The organism is Aminobacter sp. MSH1, assembly GCF_003071665.1.
GTDB lineage: Bacteria > Pseudomonadota > Alphaproteobacteria > Rhizobiales > Rhizobiaceae > Aminobacter > Aminobacter niigataensis.
The window spans coordinates 3,578,936-3,600,100 of the sequence record NZ_CP026265.1; the positions used below are offsets into that span (position 1 = coordinate 3,578,936).

18 protein-coding genes are annotated in these 21,165 nt (G+C 64.1%); 1 reads left to right on the forward strand and 17 read right to left on the reverse strand.

Annotated features, from left to right (window positions below):
- Nucleotides 1-3: 3 nt before the first annotated feature.
- The 14 genes from CO731_RS17700 to CO731_RS17765 all read right to left on the reverse strand — a co-directional run bounded on the left by CO731_RS17700 (nucleotide 4) and on the right by CO731_RS17765 (nucleotide 19,007).
- The gene (locus CO731_RS17700; protein WP_108608155.1) at nucleotides 4-540 is read right to left on the reverse strand and encodes a sarcosine oxidase subunit gamma family protein; all 537 of its coding nucleotides are present in this window, start codon (nucleotides 538-540) and stop codon (nucleotides 4-6) included.
- Nucleotides 533-3,403 carry a sarcosine oxidase subunit alpha family protein gene (locus tag CO731_RS17705; RefSeq protein ID WP_108608156.1) on the reverse strand — a complete coding sequence of 957 codons (2,871 nt, stop codon included), beginning with the start codon at nucleotides 3,401-3,403 and terminating at the stop codon, nucleotides 533-535. Before CO731_RS17705 ends, CO731_RS17700 begins: the two co-directional genes overlap by 8 nt.
- Nucleotides 3,400-3,669 carry a sarcosine oxidase subunit delta gene (locus tag CO731_RS17710; protein ID WP_108608157.1) on the reverse strand — a complete coding sequence of 90 codons (270 nt, stop codon included), beginning with the start codon at nucleotides 3,667-3,669 and terminating at the stop codon, nucleotides 3,400-3,402. Before CO731_RS17710 ends, CO731_RS17705 begins: the two co-directional genes overlap by 4 nt.
- A gap of 21 nt (nucleotides 3,670-3,690) precedes the next feature.
- Nucleotides 3,691-4,944 carry a sarcosine oxidase subunit beta family protein gene (locus tag CO731_RS17715; protein WP_108608158.1) on the reverse strand — a complete coding sequence of 418 codons (1,254 nt, stop codon included), beginning with the start codon at nucleotides 4,942-4,944 and terminating at the stop codon, nucleotides 3,691-3,693.
- Between the two features lie 52 nt (nucleotides 4,945-4,996).
- Complete coding sequence (locus tag CO731_RS17720; RefSeq protein WP_108608159.1) at nucleotides 4,997-7,408, reverse strand: FAD-dependent oxidoreductase; 2,412 nt, start codon at nucleotides 7,406-7,408, stop codon at nucleotides 4,997-4,999.
- 173 nt (nucleotides 7,409-7,581) lie between these two features.
- The gene (locus tag CO731_RS17725; protein ID WP_108608160.1) at nucleotides 7,582-9,189 is read right to left on the reverse strand and encodes a GMC family oxidoreductase; all 1,608 of its coding nucleotides are present in this window, start codon (nucleotides 9,187-9,189) and stop codon (nucleotides 7,582-7,584) included.
- Nucleotides 9,186-10,700 carry an FGGY-family carbohydrate kinase gene (locus CO731_RS17730; protein ID WP_108608161.1) on the reverse strand — a complete coding sequence of 505 codons (1,515 nt, stop codon included), beginning with the start codon at nucleotides 10,698-10,700 and terminating at the stop codon, nucleotides 9,186-9,188. The genes CO731_RS17725 and CO731_RS17730 overlap by 4 nt, the downstream gene beginning before the upstream one ends.
- A gap of 108 nt (nucleotides 10,701-10,808) precedes the next feature.
- Nucleotides 10,809-11,654, reverse strand: a complete 846-nt coding sequence (locus tag CO731_RS17735) for an aldolase (RefSeq protein WP_108608162.1) — start codon at nucleotides 11,652-11,654, stop codon at nucleotides 10,809-10,811.
- Nucleotides 11,627-13,354, reverse strand: a complete 1,728-nt coding sequence (locus tag CO731_RS17740) for a glycerol-3-phosphate dehydrogenase/oxidase (protein WP_108608163.1) — start codon at nucleotides 13,352-13,354, stop codon at nucleotides 11,627-11,629. Before CO731_RS17740 ends, CO731_RS17735 begins: the two co-directional genes overlap by 28 nt.
- 20 nt (nucleotides 13,355-13,374) lie before the next feature.
- Nucleotides 13,375-14,364: an aldo/keto reductase gene (locus CO731_RS17745; RefSeq protein WP_108608164.1), complete on the reverse strand. Its 990-nt coding sequence runs from the start codon at nucleotides 14,362-14,364 to the stop codon at nucleotides 13,375-13,377.
- Nucleotides 14,361-15,341, reverse strand: coding sequence for a sugar-binding transcriptional regulator (locus CO731_RS17750; protein ID WP_108609900.1), 981 nt, complete (start codon nucleotides 15,339-15,341; stop codon nucleotides 14,361-14,363). The genes CO731_RS17745 and CO731_RS17750 overlap by 4 nt, the downstream gene beginning before the upstream one ends.
- 13 nt (nucleotides 15,342-15,354) lie before the next feature.
- Nucleotides 15,355-16,341: an ABC transporter permease gene (locus tag CO731_RS17755; RefSeq protein WP_199914487.1), complete on the reverse strand. Its 987-nt coding sequence runs from the start codon at nucleotides 16,339-16,341 to the stop codon at nucleotides 15,355-15,357.
- 19 nt (nucleotides 16,342-16,360) lie between these two features.
- Entirely contained in the window at nucleotides 16,361-17,890 is a 1,530-nt protein-coding gene (locus CO731_RS17760; RefSeq protein ID WP_108608165.1) for a sugar ABC transporter ATP-binding protein, read from the reverse strand.
- A gap of 88 nt (nucleotides 17,891-17,978) precedes the next feature.
- On the reverse strand, nucleotides 17,979-19,007 hold the full coding sequence (locus CO731_RS17765) for a substrate-binding domain-containing protein (protein ID WP_108609902.1): 1,029 nt from the start codon (nucleotides 19,005-19,007) through the stop codon (nucleotides 17,979-17,981).
- A gap of 272 nt (nucleotides 19,008-19,279) precedes the next feature.
- On the opposite strand from CO731_RS17765, the gene CO731_RS17770 reads away from it, so the two are divergent.
- Nucleotides 19,280-19,900, forward strand: a complete 621-nt coding sequence (locus CO731_RS17770) for a class I SAM-dependent methyltransferase (RefSeq protein ID WP_245439392.1) — start codon at nucleotides 19,280-19,282, stop codon at nucleotides 19,898-19,900.
- A 42-nt stretch (nucleotides 19,901-19,942) separates the two neighbouring features.
- On the opposite strand, the gene CO731_RS17775 is transcribed toward CO731_RS17770, so the two are convergent.
- The 3 genes from CO731_RS17775 to CO731_RS17785 are packed head-to-tail and all read right to left on the reverse strand — an operon-like array spanning nucleotide 19,943 to nucleotide 21,165.
- Nucleotides 19,943-20,368 carry a DUF6691 family protein gene (locus CO731_RS17775; RefSeq protein WP_108608166.1) on the reverse strand — a complete coding sequence of 142 codons (426 nt, stop codon included), beginning with the start codon at nucleotides 20,366-20,368 and terminating at the stop codon, nucleotides 19,943-19,945.
- Nucleotide 20,369: 1 nt separating this feature from the next.
- The gene (locus CO731_RS17780) at nucleotides 20,370-20,798 is read right to left on the reverse strand and encodes a YeeE/YedE family protein (RefSeq protein WP_108608167.1); all 429 of its coding nucleotides are present in this window, start codon (nucleotides 20,796-20,798) and stop codon (nucleotides 20,370-20,372) included.
- Complete coding sequence (locus tag CO731_RS17785) at nucleotides 20,791-21,165, reverse strand: metalloregulator ArsR/SmtB family transcription factor (RefSeq protein WP_108608168.1); 375 nt, start codon at nucleotides 21,163-21,165, stop codon at nucleotides 20,791-20,793. Before CO731_RS17785 ends, CO731_RS17780 begins: the two co-directional genes overlap by 8 nt.

Sequence of the window (21,165 nt, forward strand, 5' to 3'; positions counted from 1 at the left end):
GGGTCAGGCTTCCGCGCTTGCGATATTGCCGCCGACCGTTGCCACCCAGCTCCAGAAATAGGCTGCAAGGCTACGATCGACATGGACGCGAATCCTCTCGCCGTGGCGGTAGACGACGGCATTGATACCCGCAAACGAGATGGCCGCCGAAGCGCTCGCCTTGCCTGGATCAAGCGTGGTTGCACGCGCGACAAGTTCGGCTGCGGCAGCGCCTTCAATCTCGAATACCTGAATCCCTGCACTCACCTTGGTCACGGCGAAACCTTGCTCGTGCCAGCCCTGAGCGACAGTGGACGGAAGGGCAGACACGACCAGCAGCCGGTCGCGCGCGACCTGAACCGTGTAGGTATCGCCCATTGCCTCCCCGAATGCGCCCACCGGCTGCAGGGCTATGCCCGCCGTCCTGCTCCAGGCAGCGAGGTCACCGCTGACGAGAAACTGGTTCAGGCCGGATACCGAACGGATCGCAAAGCTGGGCGTATCGATCACAACCGTCTGCCAATCCGGCATGGCTGTCCATTTTTCGGCGAGATTACGCATTGAGCCGTTCTCCTGAAGGATCGAAGGCGCAAGGGCCGGTGATCGTCGCGCGCCTCACCATGCCGAGATGCTGGATGTCGATGGTCTCACCATGGCGCGCGGCTCCGCGTTCGATCAGGCCAAGCGCTACCGGCCGCGCCAGCGTCGGGCTGTGATAGCTCGAGGTCACGAAACCCTGGCTCCGGAGCTTACCGCCCTCGCGCGAGATACCATGCGCGCCGGTCGCCAGCGGCTCTTCGCCTCGGGCAACAGCAAGGCCAACCAGCTGTTGCCGGCTGTCAGGCCTGGCCACCTCGGTGAACAGCGAGCGGCGGCCGACATATTCGCTCTTGCGTTTGGCACGCGGCCCATCGACGCCGAGATCGTGCGGCAAGGTGGTGCCGTCGGTGTCCTTGCCGATAACGATATAGCCCTTTTCGGCACGCAGGATCATCAAGGCCTCGAGCCCGATGGTGACCGCATCGAGTGCCTTGCCGGCCTCGTGCATCCGCGCCCACAGGCGCTCCGCCCGGTCGGCGCGTATCGACACCTCGTAGCTGCGGTCGCCGGTGAAGCTGACGCGGGCGACACGAACCGGATCGGTCTCGAGCATGCCTTCGCCTATCGCCATGTGCGGAAGGTCCGTATCGTCCAGCGACAGGCCGAGATCGAGTGCCACCAGAAGCTTCTTGGAATTCGGGCCCGACACAGTCAACGTCGCCATCTCGGAGGTGGCATTGTGAATGCAGACCGCATCGCGGCCGAAGCGGTCCTGTCGCCATTCCTCCAGCCGGGCATGAACAGCTGCGACATGCGAACTCGAGCAGGAGACGACAAAGCGGTGCTCGTCCAGCCGCACCAGAATGCCGTCGTCGAAGACAACGCCATTTTCCGACAGCATGAAACCGTAGCGGCAGCGGCCGGGCTTCAGCGTCGACATGGTATTGTAGTAGATGAAATCGACAAATTCCGCAGCCTTCGGGCCCATCACCTCGATCTTGCCGAGCGTCGAGCCATCGAACAGCGCCACCGACTGGCGGGCACGCCGCGCCTCGTCCTGGATCGCCCGGTCGGCATCCGCGCCTCCATAATGGGCGGGCCGCAGCCAGCCGCCATATTCCTGGAAGACAGCGCCTTGGGCGCGATGGACATTTTCAAGCGGCAAACGGCGCACCGGCGACATCAGCTCGCCGCCACGCGCGCCGGCAAAGCTTGCCAGCGGCACCGGCGTGAAAGGCGGGCGGTAGGTGGTGGTGCCGACCTCGGGGACGGTGCGCCCGGTGGCGGCGCCCATCAATGCCAGTCCAGCTAGGTTCGACGTCTTGCCCTGGTCGGTCGCCATGCCAAGCGTGGTGTAGCGCTTGAGGTGCTCGACCGAGATGAAGTTTTCGCGGGCAGCGAGTTCTACGTCCTTGGCGGTGACGTCGTTCTGATAGTCGATCCAGATGCGGCCCCTGGCACCGGGGACCGGCCAGGCAGCCAGGATGCCACCGGTTGCTTCGACGCCCGTGCTGCGCGGCGCGGCGGCCGCGCCCGGCATCGCCTTGGCGGTACCTTCAAATACGTCTGACAATGAGGTCGCGCCTGCTGCCGCGCCGGCGACAACTATGCCCTCGACCGGATCGCCCGGCAGGAAGGCAGCTTGCGCCTCGCTCCAGACGAGCTTGCCCCTGGCCTGGCAGAACAGATGGATGGTCGGCGTCCAGCCGCCGGAAACAGCAACGCAATCTGCTTCAAGCATCGTGCCGTCGTCCAGCACCGCGCCCTCGACGCGCATTTTTCCGCGCGCCTCAGCGACGAGACGGCCGGCCATCCGGCTGACACCCTCAGGCGCTGCAGGAGTCCCGTCCTGGCGGCAATCGACCAGGGTCACACCGGCACCGGCTTCAGCCAGGGCGCCGGCGACCTCGTAGGCGCTGTCATTGTTGGTGGCAACGATGATGCGACGACCGACGAGCACGGCAAAGCGCCTGAGATAGATCAACGCCGCGTCCGCCGACATGATGCCCGGCAAATCGTTGTTGGTGAAAGGCAATGGGCGCTCGATGGCGCCGGTGGCCAGCACGATCCGGCTCGGCCTGACCCGCCAAAGCGTATCGGGCCTGCCGTCGACGTGACGCTGGTTCAGCCCGACGAGATTGTGGTCGTAAATACCGAAGGCAGTGGTCGACGGCAGGACAATGTGCCCAGCGGCGGAAAGTTCGGCGATCGTCTCGGCGACCCAGGCAGCGGCCGGCTTGCCGTCGATTTCACCGGTGCGATGGTTGAGCGAACCGCCAGGCTCGCGCTGGTCATCAACCAGAATGACGGACTGCCCGGCGCCAGCTGCGAGCTTTGCCGCTGCCAGGCCTGCAGGCCCGGCACCGACCACAAGCAAGTCGCAATGACGGTTGATCTGGTCGGCCGGACCGGGCGATTGCCATCCCGTATCGACCTCGCCCAACCCCGCGACCGCGCGGATGCGGGGCTCGAACAAGTGCCAATCCGGCCACATGAAGGTCTTGTAGTAGAAGGCGGCGGGAATGAAGCGCGAGAAGCGGTCGATGAAGGCATTGCGGTCGGCAGCAGCGTTCGGCGACGCATTAACGCTCCTGGCGATCATGCCTTCGCGCACGAACTCGGTGGTGCCGCGGGTGTTTGGTGTGGTGGCGACACTGCCGCTGATGTCGACCAGCGCGTTCGGCTCTTCGACGCCGGCGCCCCAGATGCCACGCGGACGGTGGTACTTGAAGCTGCGTCCGACCACGGCAACGTCGCTGGCAAGCAGGGCCGAGGCAAGGGTGTCGCCTTCAAAGCCCTGCAGCTTGCGTCCGTCGAAGCTGAACGAGACCGGGCGGGAGCGGTCGATGGCGCTGCCGCCGGAAGACAGGCGCGTGGCGGTCATTGGGCGTGCCCCGCGCCGGCAAGCGATGTCGAGGACAGGACCTGATGGCTGACACTGTCGCGCTCCATGACAAAGAATTCGCCGCAGTTCATGTGCACCCAGACCTCGCGGACCGCGCCCTTGGGATTGTCGCGCATGTAGAGATAATTTGCCCAGCGATCGGCGGGGACATCAGCGCCGTCGGGCCGGAGGTTTCCGGCTTCGCCGCCAAAATGAAATTCGGTCTCGTCGCGAGCGCCGCAGAACGGGCAGTGAAAAAGCTGCATGGTTTACTCCAGGTCGACGACCTAATGCGCGATGCCGGAACCGGCGGCCTCGTCCAGCAGGCGGCCGGTGACGAAGCGATCCAGATCGAAGGGGCGGCTGATATCGTGATGCTTGCCGGTCGCCAGCAGATGCGCGAGCAAAGTGCCGCCGGCCGGAATGGCCTTGAAGCCGCCCGTGCCCCATCCGCAATTGAGGAACAGACCAGGCAACGGCGACTCGCCGATGATCGGCGAAGAGTCCGGCACGACATCGACGATGCCGGCCCATTGCCGCATCAGCTTGAGCTGGCCGAAGGCCGGGAACATTTCGAGCAGGCCTGAAATGACACCCTCGAGCGTTGGCAGGTTGCCACGCTGGCCATAGGATGGAACCCGGTCGAGCGCGCCGCCGATGACGATCTCGCCCTTGTCGGACTGGCTGACGTAAACGCCGGTGCCTGGCGACAGAAGAACCGTATCGAGGATCGGCTTGACCGGTTCGGAGACGCAGGCCTGAAGGGCATAAGAATTGATCGGCAGGCGGAAACCCGCCTTGGCAGAAAGCACCGAGGAATGGCCTGCCACCGCCATACCGATGCGGTCGGTGCGAATGGTACCGCGCGAGGTGTGCACGCCGCGACAGCGGCCGCCCTCGACGATGAAGTCGGTGACCTCGCAGTTCTGGATGATGTCGACGCCGAGCGCGCTTGCAGCACGCGCATATCCCCAGGCCACTGCGTCGTGACGAGCCGTGCCCGCCCTACCCTGCCAGACGCCGCCGAACACCGGAAAACGCGCATCAGGTGCAAAGTTGAGAATTGGTGCCACACGGCGCACATCGTCCACCGAAAACATCTCGGCATCGACGCCGTTGATCTGCATCGCATTGACGGTGCGCGCGCCGATCTCCATCTCGCCGGTACTGTGGCACAGGAACACCATGCCGCGCTTCGAGAGCATGACGTTGTAGTTCAGTTCCTTCGACAGCCCCTCATAGAGCCGGTGCGCCAGGCCGTAGATCGCCACGCTCTCGGGATAATAATAGTTGGAGCGCACGACCGTCGTGTTGCGGCCGGTGTTGCCGCCGCCGATCCAGCCCTTTTCAAGCACGGCAACGTTGGTGACGCCGTGGCTCCTGGCGAGATAATAGGCCGTCGCGAGCCCATGTCCGCCGCCCCCGATGACCACCGCGTCATAGATCTTCTTCGGTTCGGGCGAGCGCCAGGCGGGCTGCCAGCCCTTCTGGCCGGCCAGACCTTCCTTGATCAGCGATAGCGCGGAGTAGCGGCGGGTCATTGAACCATTCCTGGAAACTTCCGTCTTGTGCCCGATGTGGATGATGCGAAGCTTACATACGCATCCGGAGGCCCTGCGGATCATAGACAGAGGGCTGGACAACGCGGGTTGTACGCTCGACGCCGACAATATGGACCCTCAGCTCAGTGCCGACCTCGGCCAGTTCCCTGTCGACCAGCGCCAAAGCGAGGCTTTTGCCGACGGTGTGGCCATATCCGCCAGAGGTGACGAAGCCAACCAGCCTGCCATCGTGCCAGACAGGCTCATAGCCGCTGGCATCGGCATCCACCGCATCCACTTCCAGTGTCGCCAACGCGCGTCCAGCGGTAGCCACCCTTTCAGCCAGCGCCGCCTGCCTGCCGATGAAATCTGCCTTGTTGAAGTCGATCCAGCGATCCATGCCGGTTTCGCCTGGCGTGTAGTCCTGCGTGAATTCGCGCGACCAGATGCCAAAACCTTTTTCCAGTCGCAGCGCGTTGACGGTGTTGAAGCCGTATTCGGTGATGCCGAGATCCCGACCTGCCTCAAGCAGCGTGCGCCGCAGCGTGGCGTGCTCGTTGGCCCTGCAGTGGATTTCGAAACCGAGCTCGCCGACGACCGAGAGGCGCCCGACCTTGGCACGGATGAGGCCGACATCCAGGCTACAGCAACCGAGAAAACCGAAGGCCCGGTGCGACACGTCTTCATGCGTAACGCGCTCCAGAACCTTGCGTGCATTCGGACCGGCAAGCGAAAAGCCGACGACATCGTCCGAGATGTCACGCACGACGACGCCGTCAGCGAGATGCTGTTCGAACCAGCGCATATGCCACTGGCGCAGATAGTAGGACCCCATGACCCACCAGGTGCCATCGCCCCAGTTGAACACGGTAAGGTCGCCCTTGAGCTTGCCGTTTTCACCCAGCATCGGCGCCAGCCTGGCGCGACCGGGTGCAGGCAGCTTGCACGCAAGCAGGCGATCGAGCCAGGCTTCGGCGCTCGGCCCCTTTACCTCGTAGCGGGAGAAGGCCGAGATATCGAGCAGGCCGACACCGGCACGCACCTTGCGGCATTCCTCGCCGATGAGATCGAAGGCATTGGAGCGCTTCAGCGTCGGCGTCTCGACAAAGGCTTCGGGCGCGAAATAGAGCGGCACTTCCATGCCCCACGAATTGCCCCAGTGCGCACCCGCAGCGGTCATCGCGTCATGTGCGCCTGAGGTCTTGAGCTTGCGCCCCGCCGGCAGTTGTTCGTTGGGATAGCTCATGACGAAGCGGCGCGAATAGAACTGGCCGGTGGTCTGCTTGATGTATTCGCGGTTGGAGGCGAAGTCGCCGTAGCGGGCGATGTCCATGCCGAACACGTCGGCCTGCGGTTCGCCATGGATCATCCACTCGGCCAGGGACTTGCCGACGCCGCCGCCCTGCAGGAAGCCCGCCATCACGCCGCATGCGACCCAGTAGTTCGGCACGCCGCGCACCGGCCCGACCAGAGGATTGCCGTCAGGCGAGAAGGTGAAGGCGCCGTTGACCCAGCGCTTGATGCCGGCTGTATCGAGACACGGATAGCGGCTGAAGCCGAGCGTCAGTTCGTCTGAAATGCGGTCAGTGTCTTCCTGGATCAGTTCGATGCCGTAGTCCCACGGCGCGCCGTCCATGTTCCAGTGCTTGTGGTCGATCTCATAGATGCCGAGCAGCAGCCCCTTTTGCTCCTGGCGCATATAGGTGAAGCCTTCGAGGTCGACGATGAGCGGCAGCTCCTTGTCGAGTGCCTGAATCTCGGGGATCGCCTCGGTGACCAGATAATGATGCTCCATCGGCGAGACCGGCAGGTCGATGCCGACCATGCGCCCGACCTGCTTGGCCCACAGGCCGGCGGCATTCACGACATGCTCGGCGACAATGGTGCCTTTCTCGGTAACCACGTCCCATTGGCCGTCGGCGCGGCGGTTGAGCTCGAGCACGCGGTTGTGCTCGACAATCTCGGCGCCGCGCAGCTTTGCCGCCTTGGCATAGGCATGGACCGTTCCGGACGGATCGATATGGCCTTCGCGGGCCGCGTAAAGACCACCGAGCATGCCGTCCGTGTTGAGGATGGGGCACTGCTTCTTGATCTCGTCGACACCGATCAGGTGGACATCGTCGATGCCCATGGTCTGGAAGACGCGGTAGGACGCCTGCAGCCATTCCCAGCGATCGGGGGCGGACGCCACCGAAATACCGCCGGTCATGTGCATGCCGATGTTCTGGCCGGATTCCTTCTCGATCTCGGAGAGAAGGTCGATCGTATAGGACTGCAGGGCTGCGATGTTGGGATCTGCGTTGAGCGCATGGAAGCCGCCTGCGGCATGCCAGCTCGACCCGGCCGTCAGCACGTCGCGCTCGATCAGCACGACGTCGGTCCAGCCGTATTTCGCCAGGTGATAAAGCACCGAGGCACCGACCACGCCTCCGCCAATCACGACTGCCCTGTAGTTGGATTTCATCGGTATCCTCCCCTGTTGCCAGAAGGATTACCGACTATGGACACATATGTCTAGACCCTCGATGCGGCGGGAATGGAACGATATTGCCAACGTTGTTCGCGGGGTGGCACATGCTGCATGGGATCGCGCTGCACGAGCGCAGATCGCCACATAGCCGCGCTCTGCTGGCAACGTCACATATCGGCGAGGATCATCTCCGACGCCTTTTCGGCGATCATGATGACGGGCGAGTTGGTGTTGCCCGAAACGATCGCCGGCATGATCGACGCGTCGACGACGCGCAGGCCGGCAAGTCCGTGGACCCTCAGCCGTGCATCGACGACCGACATGGCGTCGCTGCCCATCCTGCAGGTGCCGACGGGGTGGAAGATCGTCGTGGCGATGTCACCGACCTTAGTCAGCACGTCGGCGTCGCTGGCCACCGCTGGGCCCGGCAAGATCTCCTCCGGCGCGAACCGCTCGATGGCCTTGGCCGACATCAGCCGGCGGACATGGCGGATGGAAGCTGCGGCAACCACGCGGTCGTTCTCGGTCGAGAGGTAGTTGGGACGGATGGCTGCCGGCGTCCGAGGATCGGCGGAGATCGCATGCACCGTGCCCCGGCTTTCCGGCCTGAGGTTGCAGACAGAAACTGTGACCGCGGGGAAGCGGTGCAGCGGCTCGCCGAGCCTGTCGGTGCTGAGCGGCTGGACGTGGTATTCGAGGTCGGGCGTTGCGAGCCGCGAGTCGCTGCGGGCGAAGATGCCGAGTTGGCTCGGCGCCATCGACAGTGGGCCGGAGCGCTTGAGCGCATATTCGATGCCCATGCCGGCCCGGCTGAAAAGGTTGTGGTAGCGCTGGTTCAGCGTCGCGGCGTTCCTGACCTTGAATACGGTGCGGATCTGCAGGTGGTCCTGGAGGTTTTCGCCTACGCCGTCGAGCCGGTGGGCGACATCGATGCCGAGCCCGGAGAGTACATCCGGCCGGCCGATGCCCGACAGCTCCAGGATCTTGGGCGAGTTGATCGCGCCGGCGGCCAGGATTGTCTCCCCCGTCCTTGCCTCACGCAATTTACCGTCCAGCCGGAAGACGACACCGCGCACCTGCCGCCTCTCGATCACCAGCCGCTCTGTCTCGGCACCAGTGACGACACGCAGGTTCGGCCGCTTGAGGATAGGCCTCAGGAAAGCCTTGGAAGTGTTCCAGCGCACGCCCTTCCGCTGGTTGACTTCGAAATAGCCCGAGCCCTCGTTGGTGCCCTGGTTGAAGTCGTCTGTGCGCGGGACGCCGATCTCTTCGGCTGCATCGCGGAAAGCGTCCAGGATCGGCCAGGACAGCCGCTGGCGCTCGACCCGCCATTCGCCGCCGGCGCCATGCCCGGCGGAGGCACCGCCATGATAGTCCTCGGACTTGAGGAAATAGGGCAGCACGTCGTCCCAGCCCCAGCCGACATTGCCTGCCTGGCGCCAGCCGTCATAGTCGGCGGCCTGGCCGCGCATGTAGATCATGCCGTTGATCGACGAGCAGCCGCCCAGCACCTTGCCTCTGGGATAGTTGAGAGCCCGCCCATTGAGTCCCGGCTCGGCCTCGGTCTTCATCAGCCAGTCGGTGCGCGGATTGCCCATGCAATAGAGATAGCCGATGGGAATATCGATCCAGTGATAGCGGTCACTGCCGCCGGCCTCGAGCAACAACACACGGTTTTTCGGATTGGCGGACAGGCGATTGGCCAGCACGCAGCCGGCCGAGCCGGCGCCGACCACGACGAAGTCATACGTCCCGAAATCGCTTGCCGTCGTCATGCCTCGACCTGTTCGCTCGCCATGCTTTGCCACAACGGGCCCATGGCCTTGTTGATCTCGCCATAGAGCCGGTAGCGCCGTCCATAGGTCAGCGCGACCTCGCAATTGGGCGTATATCGGCGCGCCGCAGCCGTCATCGCGGACGCCCCTTCGGCAAAATCCTTGAAAAGGCCGACACCCGTGGCGGCAGCAATCGCAGCACCCAACGCCCCGGTCTCGCGGCTGCGCGCCACCGTTACCGGGAGGGAGAGCACGTCAGCGAAGATCTGCGGCCAGATGGCGCTGCGCGAACCGCCGCCCGACAGCACGACCTCATCGACGACAGCACCGGCATCACGCAGCGTCTCGACATGGCGCCGGTGCTCGAACACCACGCCCTCGAACAGCGCCCGCAACAGATGGGAGCGGCCGTGCCAGCCCGCGATGCCGTAGAAGCCTGCGCGGGCCTGGCCGTTGGTCTGGGCACCGTAGAGATAGGGATGATAGATCGGCACGTCGCCTGTCGGATCGACCGAGGCGACCAGATCTCCACAGGTCTCGAAGGGCGAACGGCCGGCTTCGTATTCGTGCTCGAAGAATTCTCGCACGATCCATTCGAGATTGGCCGCCGAGGTGGCGCTGGATTCGATCGCCAGATAGCGCTCGGGATCGTAGGTCGAGACCATGAAGATCTTGGGATCGCGGATCGGCTCGTCTGTGATGACCTGGTTGATGCTCCAGGTTCCGGCGATGATCGAGGCGGCTCCCGTGCGGGTGACGCCCGAGCCAATGGCGCTGGCGACGACGTCGAACAGGCCGGCGATGACCGGCGTGCCCGCAGCCAGGCCGGTCAGACCGGCAACTTCAGGCGAAATGCGACCGGCGATTTCGGCGGATTCCAGAACCGGCGGCAATAGCTGTGCGCAGTCCCCAAGGCCATAGGCGGCCAGAAGGTCGCCCTCGTATCGGCGGCCCGGCATCGACAGCAGGCCGCAACCCGACATGTCCGACATGTCGGTCGAGCGCGCGCCGGTCAGCCGGTTGACGACAAAATCCTTGCACAGGAACACCGTGCCTATGCGCCCATGGAGAGCCGGATCATGGCGCTTCAGCCAGACCAGCAGCGTCGGCGTCTGCGCTGCCCACGGCTTCTGCAGGCAAAGGGGATAGGTGCGATCACCGACGCCTTGCTTCTGCCATTCGTCGACCAGCCCGCTTGCACGCGTATCGAGGGACTGGATGCCGATCAGCGGTTCGCCGTCACGGTCGAGCGCGTAAAGCCCGTTGCCATGGCCGGCGCAGCCGACGGCCAGGATGTCACCGGCATCGACGCCAGCACGTTCGATGCACTGACCGATGACCTCGACGGCATTGCGCCACAGTTCACCCAGGTCACGTTCGACATGGCCAGGCTTCGGCATGGACGACCGGCCATCCTTGGCGGCGAGCGCCAGCTCGCGGCCTTCGAGGTCGAAGAGTACGGCCTTGATGACGGTGTTGCCGGCATCGAGGCCAAGAATGTATTCTCCCATAAGCCCCTCCCAAGGCGCTGGAGCCTATCCCATTCCGATTGAATCGGAACGGGTCTCTGTCCGTTTGGCTGGAATGTCTTCAGCCCCTTCCCGCTTGCGAGCAGCTCGCTAATTCGCCCCGGTGTACCGGTCCCAGGCGGCGGCGCCGTCAGCGCCCTCGTGGATGATCGCCATGAGCCCGGCCACCACAGCGCGCGGATTGGCGTGCTGGTAGATGTTGCGGCCATAGACCATGCCATGCGCGCCCTGCGCCATAAGCGCCGCCGACTTGTCGAACACCGTGCGCAAATCCTCCTTGCCGCCACCACGCACCAGCACCGGGCAGCGCGCAGCCTCGACGACGCGGTGGAAATCGGCAGCCTCGGTCGTCGGATCGGCCTTGACGATGTCGGCGCCCATCTCGCGGGCAAGCCGGGTCAGCGTCACGATCTTCTCGGCATCGCCGTCGACCATGTAGCCGCCGCGCTCGGAGTTCGCCAGCATCGCCAGCGGTTCGATCATCAGCGGCATGCCATATTTGTCGCAGTCGGCGCGGACGCGCGCAATGTTCTGCACGCACTGGCGGAACAGGTCGGGTTCGTCGGGCAGCATGAACAGGTTGACCACCACGCAGGCGGCGTCCATCGCCAATGCGCCGATCAGCGGCTCATGCTCGTTCTGTAGCACAGCCCACATGTGGCGGTGGCGGGTCTTGTTGTAGGGATTGCCCATGTCGATGCGCATGACCAGCGCCGGCTTGTCCTTGCCCGGGCGCTCCTGCAGCAGGTCGGCCTGGCCGAAATTCATCTGGATCGCGTCGGGACGGGCCGTGACCAATTGGTCGACCACGCCGGCAATGTCTTCCAGTCCGTCGAGGAAGGACGGCTCGTTGCAGACACCATGATCGATGGCGACGTCGAGGCACCGGCCGTTGGCGAACAGACGGTTCATGCGGACTTTAGGGCTGATGCGCATTCGGCGCTCCTTTCGGATCTTGCTGAGAGTTTCGTGGCGTCGAGCCCGTGCCGGCTTTCCAGCAGAGCGAGAAATTCATTGCGCTCGCGCGCGCTGCGCGGCTCACCCCAGTCCTTGGCCTTGGCCAGGATGTCGAGCGCCTGCTCGATCACTCCCGACGAGAGCTTGCCGGTCACGCCGATGGTCGTGCGCCGCAGCAGCAGATCGTCGAGCTTCTCGACATGCTCATGCGCGATCAGATGTGCGAGTTCACCGACCGAATAGGTGCAGCCCGGCAACATGGTGTCGTCGCCGAGGCCGTCGGCAACCGTCGCCGCATCCGTGCCGTAGCGTTCGAACAGCTCGCGCATGCGGGCACGCGGAACACCTGAAATGGCGGCCTGTTCGGAAATCCACCGCTCGGCATCGCTAGGAAAATCACGGCCACCGCCGATGGCCAGCTCCTCGGTATCCCTGGTTCGTTTCGTGCCAAGACGTTCCAGTGCCATGTCGGCCGCAAGCGCCCCGAACGAGCGGAATGTGGTCCATTTGCCCCCGATCATGCACAGCATCTCAGGCAGCGCGCCGCTGGCCTCGACCACCTCACAGAAATGGTCGCGCGGGATGCGGCCGGTGAAGCTGTCGTCGCTGGCCGGCAGCGGGCGCACGCCGGCGAACTGGAAGACGATCTCCTCAGGCGCGATGCGGAGGTGCGGAAAGACGAAGGCGAGCGACTGCAGGATGTAGTCGCGCTCGTCAGCCTCGCAGCGCACCTGGTCGGGATCGTCGACACGTATGTCGGTCGAGCCCACCAGCACGTTGCCGAGATAGGGAAACAGGATGCAGATGCGCCCGTCCTCGTTCTCGTAATAGATCATGTGGCCTGATAGCGCGTCGTGCAGTTCGCGGTTGGCGACGACCAGATGCGAGCCCTTGGTGCCGCCTATCATCGTCGGCGCCGAGGCGCCGAGGCCAGCGTTGGTCAGGTCGATCCAGCCGCCGGTGGCGTTGACGATCAGCCGAGGATTGAGGCGTACCGCCTCGCCGGTCAGCATGTCGGTCAGCACCACGCCGTCGCCATCGCCGCCGACCTGGGCATGGTTCAGCGCCCGCGCCGCCGGATTGGCGGCCAGCGCGTCGTTCAGCATTTCGACGCCCAGCCGCTCGGGCCGGCTCACCCAGGCGTCATAGTAGGTCGCCGAGTTGCGGATATCAGGGTTGATCGCCGGCCAGGTCCTCAGCGTCTCGGCGCGGCTGCGGAAGACATGCTTCGGCATCAGCCGGCGCGTGGCGGTGAGGATGTCGTAGACCGCCAGGCCCGCCTTGATGACCACCGCACCGCGGCGGTTCGGCCTGCGGGTCAGGCCGAGAAAGCGGAAAGCGCCGTTGGCGATGCCCGAGAAGAAGTCGAAGATCGGCACCGTCGTCGGCAATGGTGCTACGAAATGCGGGGCGTTCCTGAGAAGCCTGTCGCGCTCCAGAAGCGATTCCCGCACCAGCTTGAACTCGCCGTTCTCGAGATAACGCAAGCCCCCATGCACCATGCGCGACAGGGCCGCGCTCGCCCCCGAGCAATAGTCCCCCTTCTCGGCCAGGAGCACGTCGACACCTTGCAGCGCCAGCTCGCGGAAGACGCTGATGCCGTTGATGCCGCCGCCGATCACAAGCACGGCGGGGCCGTTCCGGCCCTTGAGGCCGGCTATGGTTTCGCTGCGATTCATGGTGCGGAGGGTTCCTTCGGTCAGGCGTCCATGGCGACGAGATGCCTGGAAATAGCGGTATCGAGGGCGAGCAGATCGTCGGCATCGAGCCTGATCTGGCCGGCCCGCGCATTGTCGAGAGCCTGCGCCGGATTGCGCGCGCCACAGAGTGCAAAGGTGATGCCGGGCTGGGCCAGCGTCCAGGCGATCACCACCTGCGCCATGCTCGCCGTGTGGCGTTCGATGACAGGCTCAATGGCCGCCTTGAGCTCTGCGACCTTCTGCCGGTTGGCCGCGGAGAAGCGCGGATTGCCCTTGCGCTGGTCGTCGCCGCTGAATTGCCTGGACGGGTCGATGGCGCCGGACAGCAGCCCGAGCGCCAGCGACGAATAGCTGAGGGTGGCGACATCGTTGGCCTGGGTGATCGGCAGCAGCGTGTCCTCGATCTCGAGGTCGAGCATCGAGTAACGTTCCTGGATAGCGTCGATCTGACCGGCTTCGATATAGGTCTTCAACTCGTCAGCATTCACGTTGCTCGCGCCGATGGCGCCGATCTTGCCCTGCTGCTTGAGCCGCAAGAGCGTGTCCATCGTCTCGGCGACCGGCGTGGTCGGATCCTGCCAGTGGGTGATGTAGAGGTCGATATGGTCGGTGCCGAGGCGGCGCAGGCTCTGCTCAACCTCGTAGACGATGCCGTCGGCGCCGAGATAGCGATGCACCGGCAGCCCGTCCTGGTCGAAGAAGTGATTGCCCTTGCCGGAGTGCCAGTTGAGCCCGCACTTTGTGGCGACCACCACCTTGTCGCGGCGTCCGCGGATCGCCTTGCCGACGATCTCCTCACTACGTCCGAGACCATAGGCGGGCGCAGTGTCGATCAGCGACACGCCGGCATCGATCGATGCCTGGATCGCGGCAATGGAGGCGTCCTCGTCGGTGCCGCCCCACATCCAGCCGCCGATTGCCCAGGTGCCAAGGCCGACGCCCGAGGCCGATATCCCCGATCGGCCGATGTTGCGAACGAGCTGGCTCATGGTCTTTTTCCTTCGGCGAGTTCCAGGACCTGCAGGGCCGTGGCTTCGTCGGTGACGATGGTTTCGAGGTGGTTGCCGCGCATGGCGCTGAGGATCGGCGCGGCCTTGCTGGCGCCGCTGGCGACGCCGATGGTGCGCGGGACGGTGGCGAATTCTTCCAGTGTCAGCGACACCAGGCAGCGATTGAGGCTGTAGTCGCAGACCCTGCCTTGGGCATCGACGAGGTGGGCCAGCAGCTCGCCCGCTGCCCCCGACCGCTCGATGGCCTGGCGGTCGGTGCTCGACGAGGGATGCAGGTCGTAATAGCTGGAATCGTCGGTCAGGATCGAGCCGATGCCGACCACCGCGACATTGGCCTCGCGCGCCTTGCGGAACACGTCGGAGACAGAGCTTACGCCCATCAGCATGTCGCGCTGCTCGGGGCTGTCGGCAAATAGCGGCGCATGCACCTGATAGGCACGGCCGCCGAGCTTGTCGGCCATCAGCGAGGCGACGTGGTTGACGTCTGTGTAGTGCTTGCCCTGGACAAGCCCGGTCGCCGGGATGACCTCTACCTTGAACTGACGGTCGCCATTCAAGCCCGCAACCACGGCCGAGACACCCTTGCCGCCGGTGATAGAGATCGTGTCGCCGTCCTTGATCGTGTCCTGCAGCAGCGTCGCCGCGGCCTCGCCGACGCGCTGCAGTGCTGTCTGCGGATTGTCGCCGAGAGACGGCACGACAACGGCGCGCTTGAGCCCGCCGAGTGCCACCAGCCGGGCCTCGAGGTCGACGAGGTGTTCGATCGGCGACTTAATCCTGATCTCGACCAGCCCCATCTGGTGGCCGCGCTTGATCAGGCGGTTGACGGTGGCGTGCGAGATGCCGAGCTCGTGGGCGATCTCCACCTGGGTCTTGCCCTCCATGTAGTGGAGCACGAGCGCCTGATGCATCTGCCGCGCGTTGGCGATTTCGTCGCGTGAATTGCCGTTGGCCATCATTCGTCTCCGCTCATGCCTTCCTGCGATGAAGCAGGTGGTCGATGGAGACTGCGGCGAGAAGGATGCAGCCCTTGATCATGTCCTGCCAGTAAACCGAGATGTCGAGCAGGATCAGCGAGCTGGTGACCACCGAAAGCAGCGCCATGCCCAGGATCGCGCCGAAGATGGTGCCTGAACCGCCGTTGAGCGAAGCCCCGCCGATGACGGCCGCGGCGATGATGTTGAGTTCCATGCCGGCGCCGAATGTGGGCGTCGCCGCTCCGAAGCGGGACATGTAGATGACACCTGCAAAGCCTGCGAGCGTCGAGCTCAGCACCGTCACCCAGAACTTCACCTGCTTGGTACGAATGCCGGAATACTGCGCCGCCTTCTCGTTGGAGCCGGTGTAGAAGACCTTGCGGAAAGCCGTCGCCCGGCGGAGCAGGAAGTCGAAGACGGCAACCACCATCACGAAGATGATGATGACATAGGGGACGCCGTGGAAGCTGCCCTGGCCGATGGCCTTGAAGGCCGGCGGCAGGGTGAACAGCGAGAGCGGCGTGCCCTTGGTGACGATCAGGCACAGGCCACGCACGATCACCATCGCCGCCAGCGAGGTGATGAAGTGGTTGAGCCCGACCACGGTGACGAAGAAGCCCATGACGGCTCCGATGAGCGCGCTGACGGCGATGCCGATCAGGCTCGCCGTCCACGGGTCGAGCCCGGCAAGAAACAGCGCGCCAGACACCACCATCGAGAAGGCGACGACCGAGCCGACCGACAGGTCGATACCGCCGACGATCAAGAGGATGGTCATGCCGACAACGACGATGCCCTCGATCGAGAAGCTCATCAGCATGGCGCGGAAATTGCCCCATGTGAGGAAATGCGGCGAGGCAAACGACATGGCGATGCACAGCGCCAGGATGATGACGATCAGGCCCGCCTCACGCATGGAACCCAGCCGCGCAAGGTTCCAGCCCGCGCCTTGGCTTTCCGTTTTCATCTGAGCCGTCATGATCGGTGCTTCCGCTTCCCTAGGCGACATTTTGAGCCCTGGCATTGTGTGAATTTGGCTGCACGCCGGAGGCGAGCATGATGATGGCTTCTTCGCCGAGCTCGCCGGCCGCAAGTTCGCCGGCGATCCTGCCCTCGCGCACGACGAGCACCCGGTCGCACAGCCCAATCAGCTCGGGCATCTCCGAGGAGATGACGACGATGCCGACGCCGCGACTGGCAAGCTCGCGCAGCAGGCGATGGATTTCGGCCTTGGCGCCGACGTCGATGCCGCGCGTCGGCTCGTCCATCACCATCACCCTCGGGTCGACCGACAGTTGCTTGGCAATGGCCACCTTCTGCTGATTGCCGCCGCTGAGCGTCGAGACGGCGGCACCTACGCCTGCCATGCGAACACCCAACCGCTTTGCCAGCTCCGTCGCCTGCGCTGTCTCGGCGCGGCGGTCAAGCAGGCCGAGTTTTCCTGTGAGCTTGCCGAGGTCGAGCGCCGACACGTTGGCTGCGATCGACATGTCGAGGAACACGCCCGAACCCTTGCGGTCTTCGGAGAGGTAGACCAGGCCGGCCTTCACCGCGTCGGCATAACAGGAAATCCTGATAGGTTGGCCGTCGATCTCGACCTCGCCAGCGGCCACGGATCTCAGGCCGCACATCGTTTGCGCCATTTCGCTGCGGCCCGACCCGATGAGCCCGCCGATGCCGAGGATTTCGCCGACGCGAAGCTCGAGGCTGACACCGAAGCAGCGCTCGCCGTCCGACAGGCCTGACACCTTGAGCAAGGTGCGTCCAGGCGCCTCGTTCAGCTTGTCGGGATAGAGCTGGGCAATCTCGCGGCCGACCATCTTGCGCACCACCTCGTCAGGGGTGATCGAAGCAATCTCGTCGGTGGCGACATAGCGGCCGTCGCGGAACACCGTCACGCGGTCGCAGAGCGAGAAGATCTCGGCCATGCGGTGGCTGATGTAGATGATGGAAATGCCGCGCGACCTGAGTTCGCGAACGATGGCAAACAGGCGCTGCGCTTCCGGTTCGGTCAGTGCCGCCGTCGGCTCGTCGAGGATCAGCACCCGGCAGTCGAGCGTCAACGCCTTGGCGATCTCGACCAGTTGCTGGTTGGAAATGGAGAGGTCGCCGACCTTGGTGCGCACCGGAATCGGGGCCAGAAGGTCCATCACCTTTTGCGCTTCGGCATGGAGCCGCCGGAAATTCATCAGCGGGGCGCGGCGGCTGTTGATCGCCGGCATGAAGATGTTCTCGGCAACCGTCGCATCGGGACAGAGTGCGATCTCCTGGTGGACGAGCGCGATGCCTAGCCGCTGGGCCGAGGCCGGATTGGCAATCACGGTGCGCTCGCCTGCAATGCGGATCTCGCCTTTGTCGGGCTGAAGCACGCCGGCAATGATGTTCATCAGCGTCGACTTGCCGGCACCGTTCTCTCCGCAGAGTGCATGGATCTCGCCGGGCGCGAGCGAGAAATCGATACCGGTCAGGGCCTTGATGGCGCCGAACGACTTCGAAACTCCTGAGATCTCGAGAATGGGCGTCGACATGAGTCAACCTTCACGGAGTGTGATCTTTGCGGTGCCGGGGCAGGACGCCCCGGCCGTCTTTCAGCAAGGCATGAAAGGGAGCGGAAATCTATTCCTCGATGCCCTTGGTGCCGCGGCGCTTGAGGTACTTGTCCCAGTAGAAGTCGTCGGCGTTGTCAGCGGTGACGATGGAGAAGCCGTTGTCGACGAAGGGCACGCTCATCGGGTTGAAGCCCGAGCGCTTGGCGTCGTTCATCGGGTCGATCAGTTCGGGATGCTTGGCCATCCACAGCAGCATGAAGCCCATGTAGCCCTGCATGCCCTGGTTGGGGTTGACCGAGCCGAAGATCTCGCCGGCCTTGATCATGTCGAGGATCTTGGCGTTGACGTCGGCCAGCATCACCTTGATCTTGCCGCCGCCTTCCTTGGCTGCCTGCGCAGCACCAATGGCCGAATTGGCTTCCGGCATGAACACGGCGCCGAGGTCGGGATGGGCCTGCGCCAAGCTGAGTACGGCCTGGTAGGCCTTGGTCGGGTCCTGGTTCGAGGCGGCGCGGCCGACCAGCTTCATGTCGGGCCACTTGGCCTCCATGCGGGCGACGAAGGCGTTGACGCGCTTGTCGTGATTGTCCTGGCCGGGGTTTTCGAGCACGGCGTATTCGCCCTTGCCGTCCATCGACTTGGCGACCGCGTCGGCAGCATAAGTGCCTTCGGCGATATTGTCGGAGGTGATGTAGGAGACGCGCTTGGAATTGGGCGAGTCGGCGGCGAAGGTGACGACGGCCGTGCCCTGCTCGATGGCGCGGTTGATCGGCTCAATGAACGGGTCGGAGTTCATCGGGTGCACCAGGATGCCGGCCGGCTTCTGGGCGAGCGCCTGGTCGAAGGTGGCGATCTGCTTGTTGACGTCATATTCCGGCGTGCCGGTGTAGGCGGTCTCACAGCCGAACTGCTGGCCGGCCTGCTTGAACATCTCGTAGACCGGGAACCAGTATTCGACGCCCGACACCATGACGTTCATGACGTATTTTTCGCCGGGCGCGCATTTGAACGGGTTTTCGGCCGACTGGGCATGGCCGGCACCGAGAATGGTCGAAAGCGCGGCCGCGGCCGCGAAAGTGCTGAGAAATTTACGCAAGTTCCCTCCCTTGGCCGAAGCCAGATCAATAACCTTCGCCAGCACCTGACATGCCGTGCGGTATGGATTGATTGTCCGAACTTCCTCCCGAAGCCCGGTGACAGTGAGAATTACAGCCTCGCGGCGTTATGTCAATAAAATTCACCATTTGAAATATATTTCACACCAACATCAAGGTCAAGACTGTTTTAGCCGTCACCGCAAGCCCGAGAGCTTGGCCGCTCCCCCATCCGCGGATAGGCTGCCACTATCATTAAGTGGAGCCTCATGCCTTGACCGACGATCGCAAGTCCCACTGGGACACCATCTACGGCACCAAGGCGGAAGACGACGTCAGCTGGTTCCAGAAAATGCCGGAGCCGTCCATGACGCTGCTCTCGCTCGCAGGCGGTACGCCTGGACAGGCAATCATCGATATCGGCGGCGGCGCCTCGCATCTGGTGGACGCGCTGCTCGATCAGGGTTTCGGCGATGTGTCCGTCCTCGATATCTCGCAGGCCGCACTTGAGGCCGACAAGGCTCGGCTAGGCGCAGCAGCGCACGAAGTCCACTGGATCTGCTCCGACGCGACCGCATGGCGGCCGGCGCGGCATTACGATGTCTGGCACGACCGCGCCGCCTTCCACTTCCTGACCAATCCGGCCGACCAGGCGGGCTACATGTCAGCCCTCAAGCAGGCGCTGGTGCCTGGCGGCCACGCGATCATCGGCACCTTTGCGCCCGACGGACCGGAGAAATGCAGCGGCCTGCCGATCGTCCGACACGATGCCCAAAGCATCGGCAGGCTTCTGGGCAGCGGCTTCGAGCTCGTCGACAGCCGCCGCCACGAGCACAAGACGCCATGGGACAGCGTGCAGCATTTTCAGTTCAGCACCTTCCGCAAGCGGGCCTGACACGCCTGCCCGATATATTAGCACGCGCGGATTTCGCGAAGATCAGGCCGCTGCAACAGGTCGTGCCGTGGCTATTCGCGCCAACCACATGCCAAGAAACATCATCGGCAGAAACGCATACGTACCGGCCGCGCCCAACGCTATTGCTGTCAGTGCCGGACCCGGGCAGAAACCACCAAGCCCCCAGCCGATGCCGAAGATTGCCGGGCCGACTATGATCCTGCGGTCGATGGCAGAACTGTTCGGCACGTGAAACGAGGCGCCCGCCAGCGGCTTGGGCCGCCTGAAGACGACTCGATAGCCTGCAAAGGCCGTGATCACCGCCCCGCCCATGACGAAGGCAAGCGATGGATCCCACGTGCCGAACAGGTCGAGGAAGTTCAGCACCTTGGCTGGGTCCGACATTCCCGAAACCACAAGACCTATGCCGAAAAGCAGGCCGAGCGCGAGATTGACCATGAAGGACATGTCAGGCTCCCAGCACGTGGCGAACGGCAAAGACTGTGGCGAAGGCAGTAGCCATGAAGGTGAGCGTCGCCACCAGCGAACGCAGCGAAAGGCGCGACAGCCCACAGACGCCATGGCCGCTGGTGCAGCCATTGCCATAGACCGAGCCGAATCCGACGAGCAGTCCGGCCAGGGCCATCAGCGGCAGGTTTGACGAGACGGTCTGGACTACGTCGGTGCTGCTTATTGCGGCATAGGCCAGCGGCGCGGCGACCAGCCCGAGAACAAAGCCGAGCCGGGAAAGCAAGGCGCCGTCGAGGTATGGTGGCAGCAGGCGGGCGGCAATGCCGCTGATGCCGGCAATGCGCCCGTCCCAGGCCATCAGCAGCACAGCCGAAAGCCCGATCAGGACGCCACCGACGGTGGAGGCTATGGGGGTGAACTCAGTCATGTCCTTGCCTTTTTTTGATTGGGTCTGCCGTCCATCGCAGCTTGCTCTCACCTTCCGGATCACAGAACAACGTGTAGAGCAGCGAGACGACAGCCCTCACCCGCTCGTCGGAGAGCCGGTAGAAAACGGATTTCGATTGCTTGCGGCCGACGATCAGGCCGGCTTCACGTAACTCGGCAAGTTGCTGCGACAGCCCGGGCTGCCTGATGCCCAGGCTATCTTCCAGTTCACGCACCGAGCGTTCGCCTTCGACGAGTGCGCAGGCGATCATCAGCCGGTTCGGATTGGCAAGCTTCTTCAGGAATTCCGATGCCTCCGCTGCGCGGTCGAGCAGATCGGAAACCGGCCGATGCGGTTCCTGGGCCAT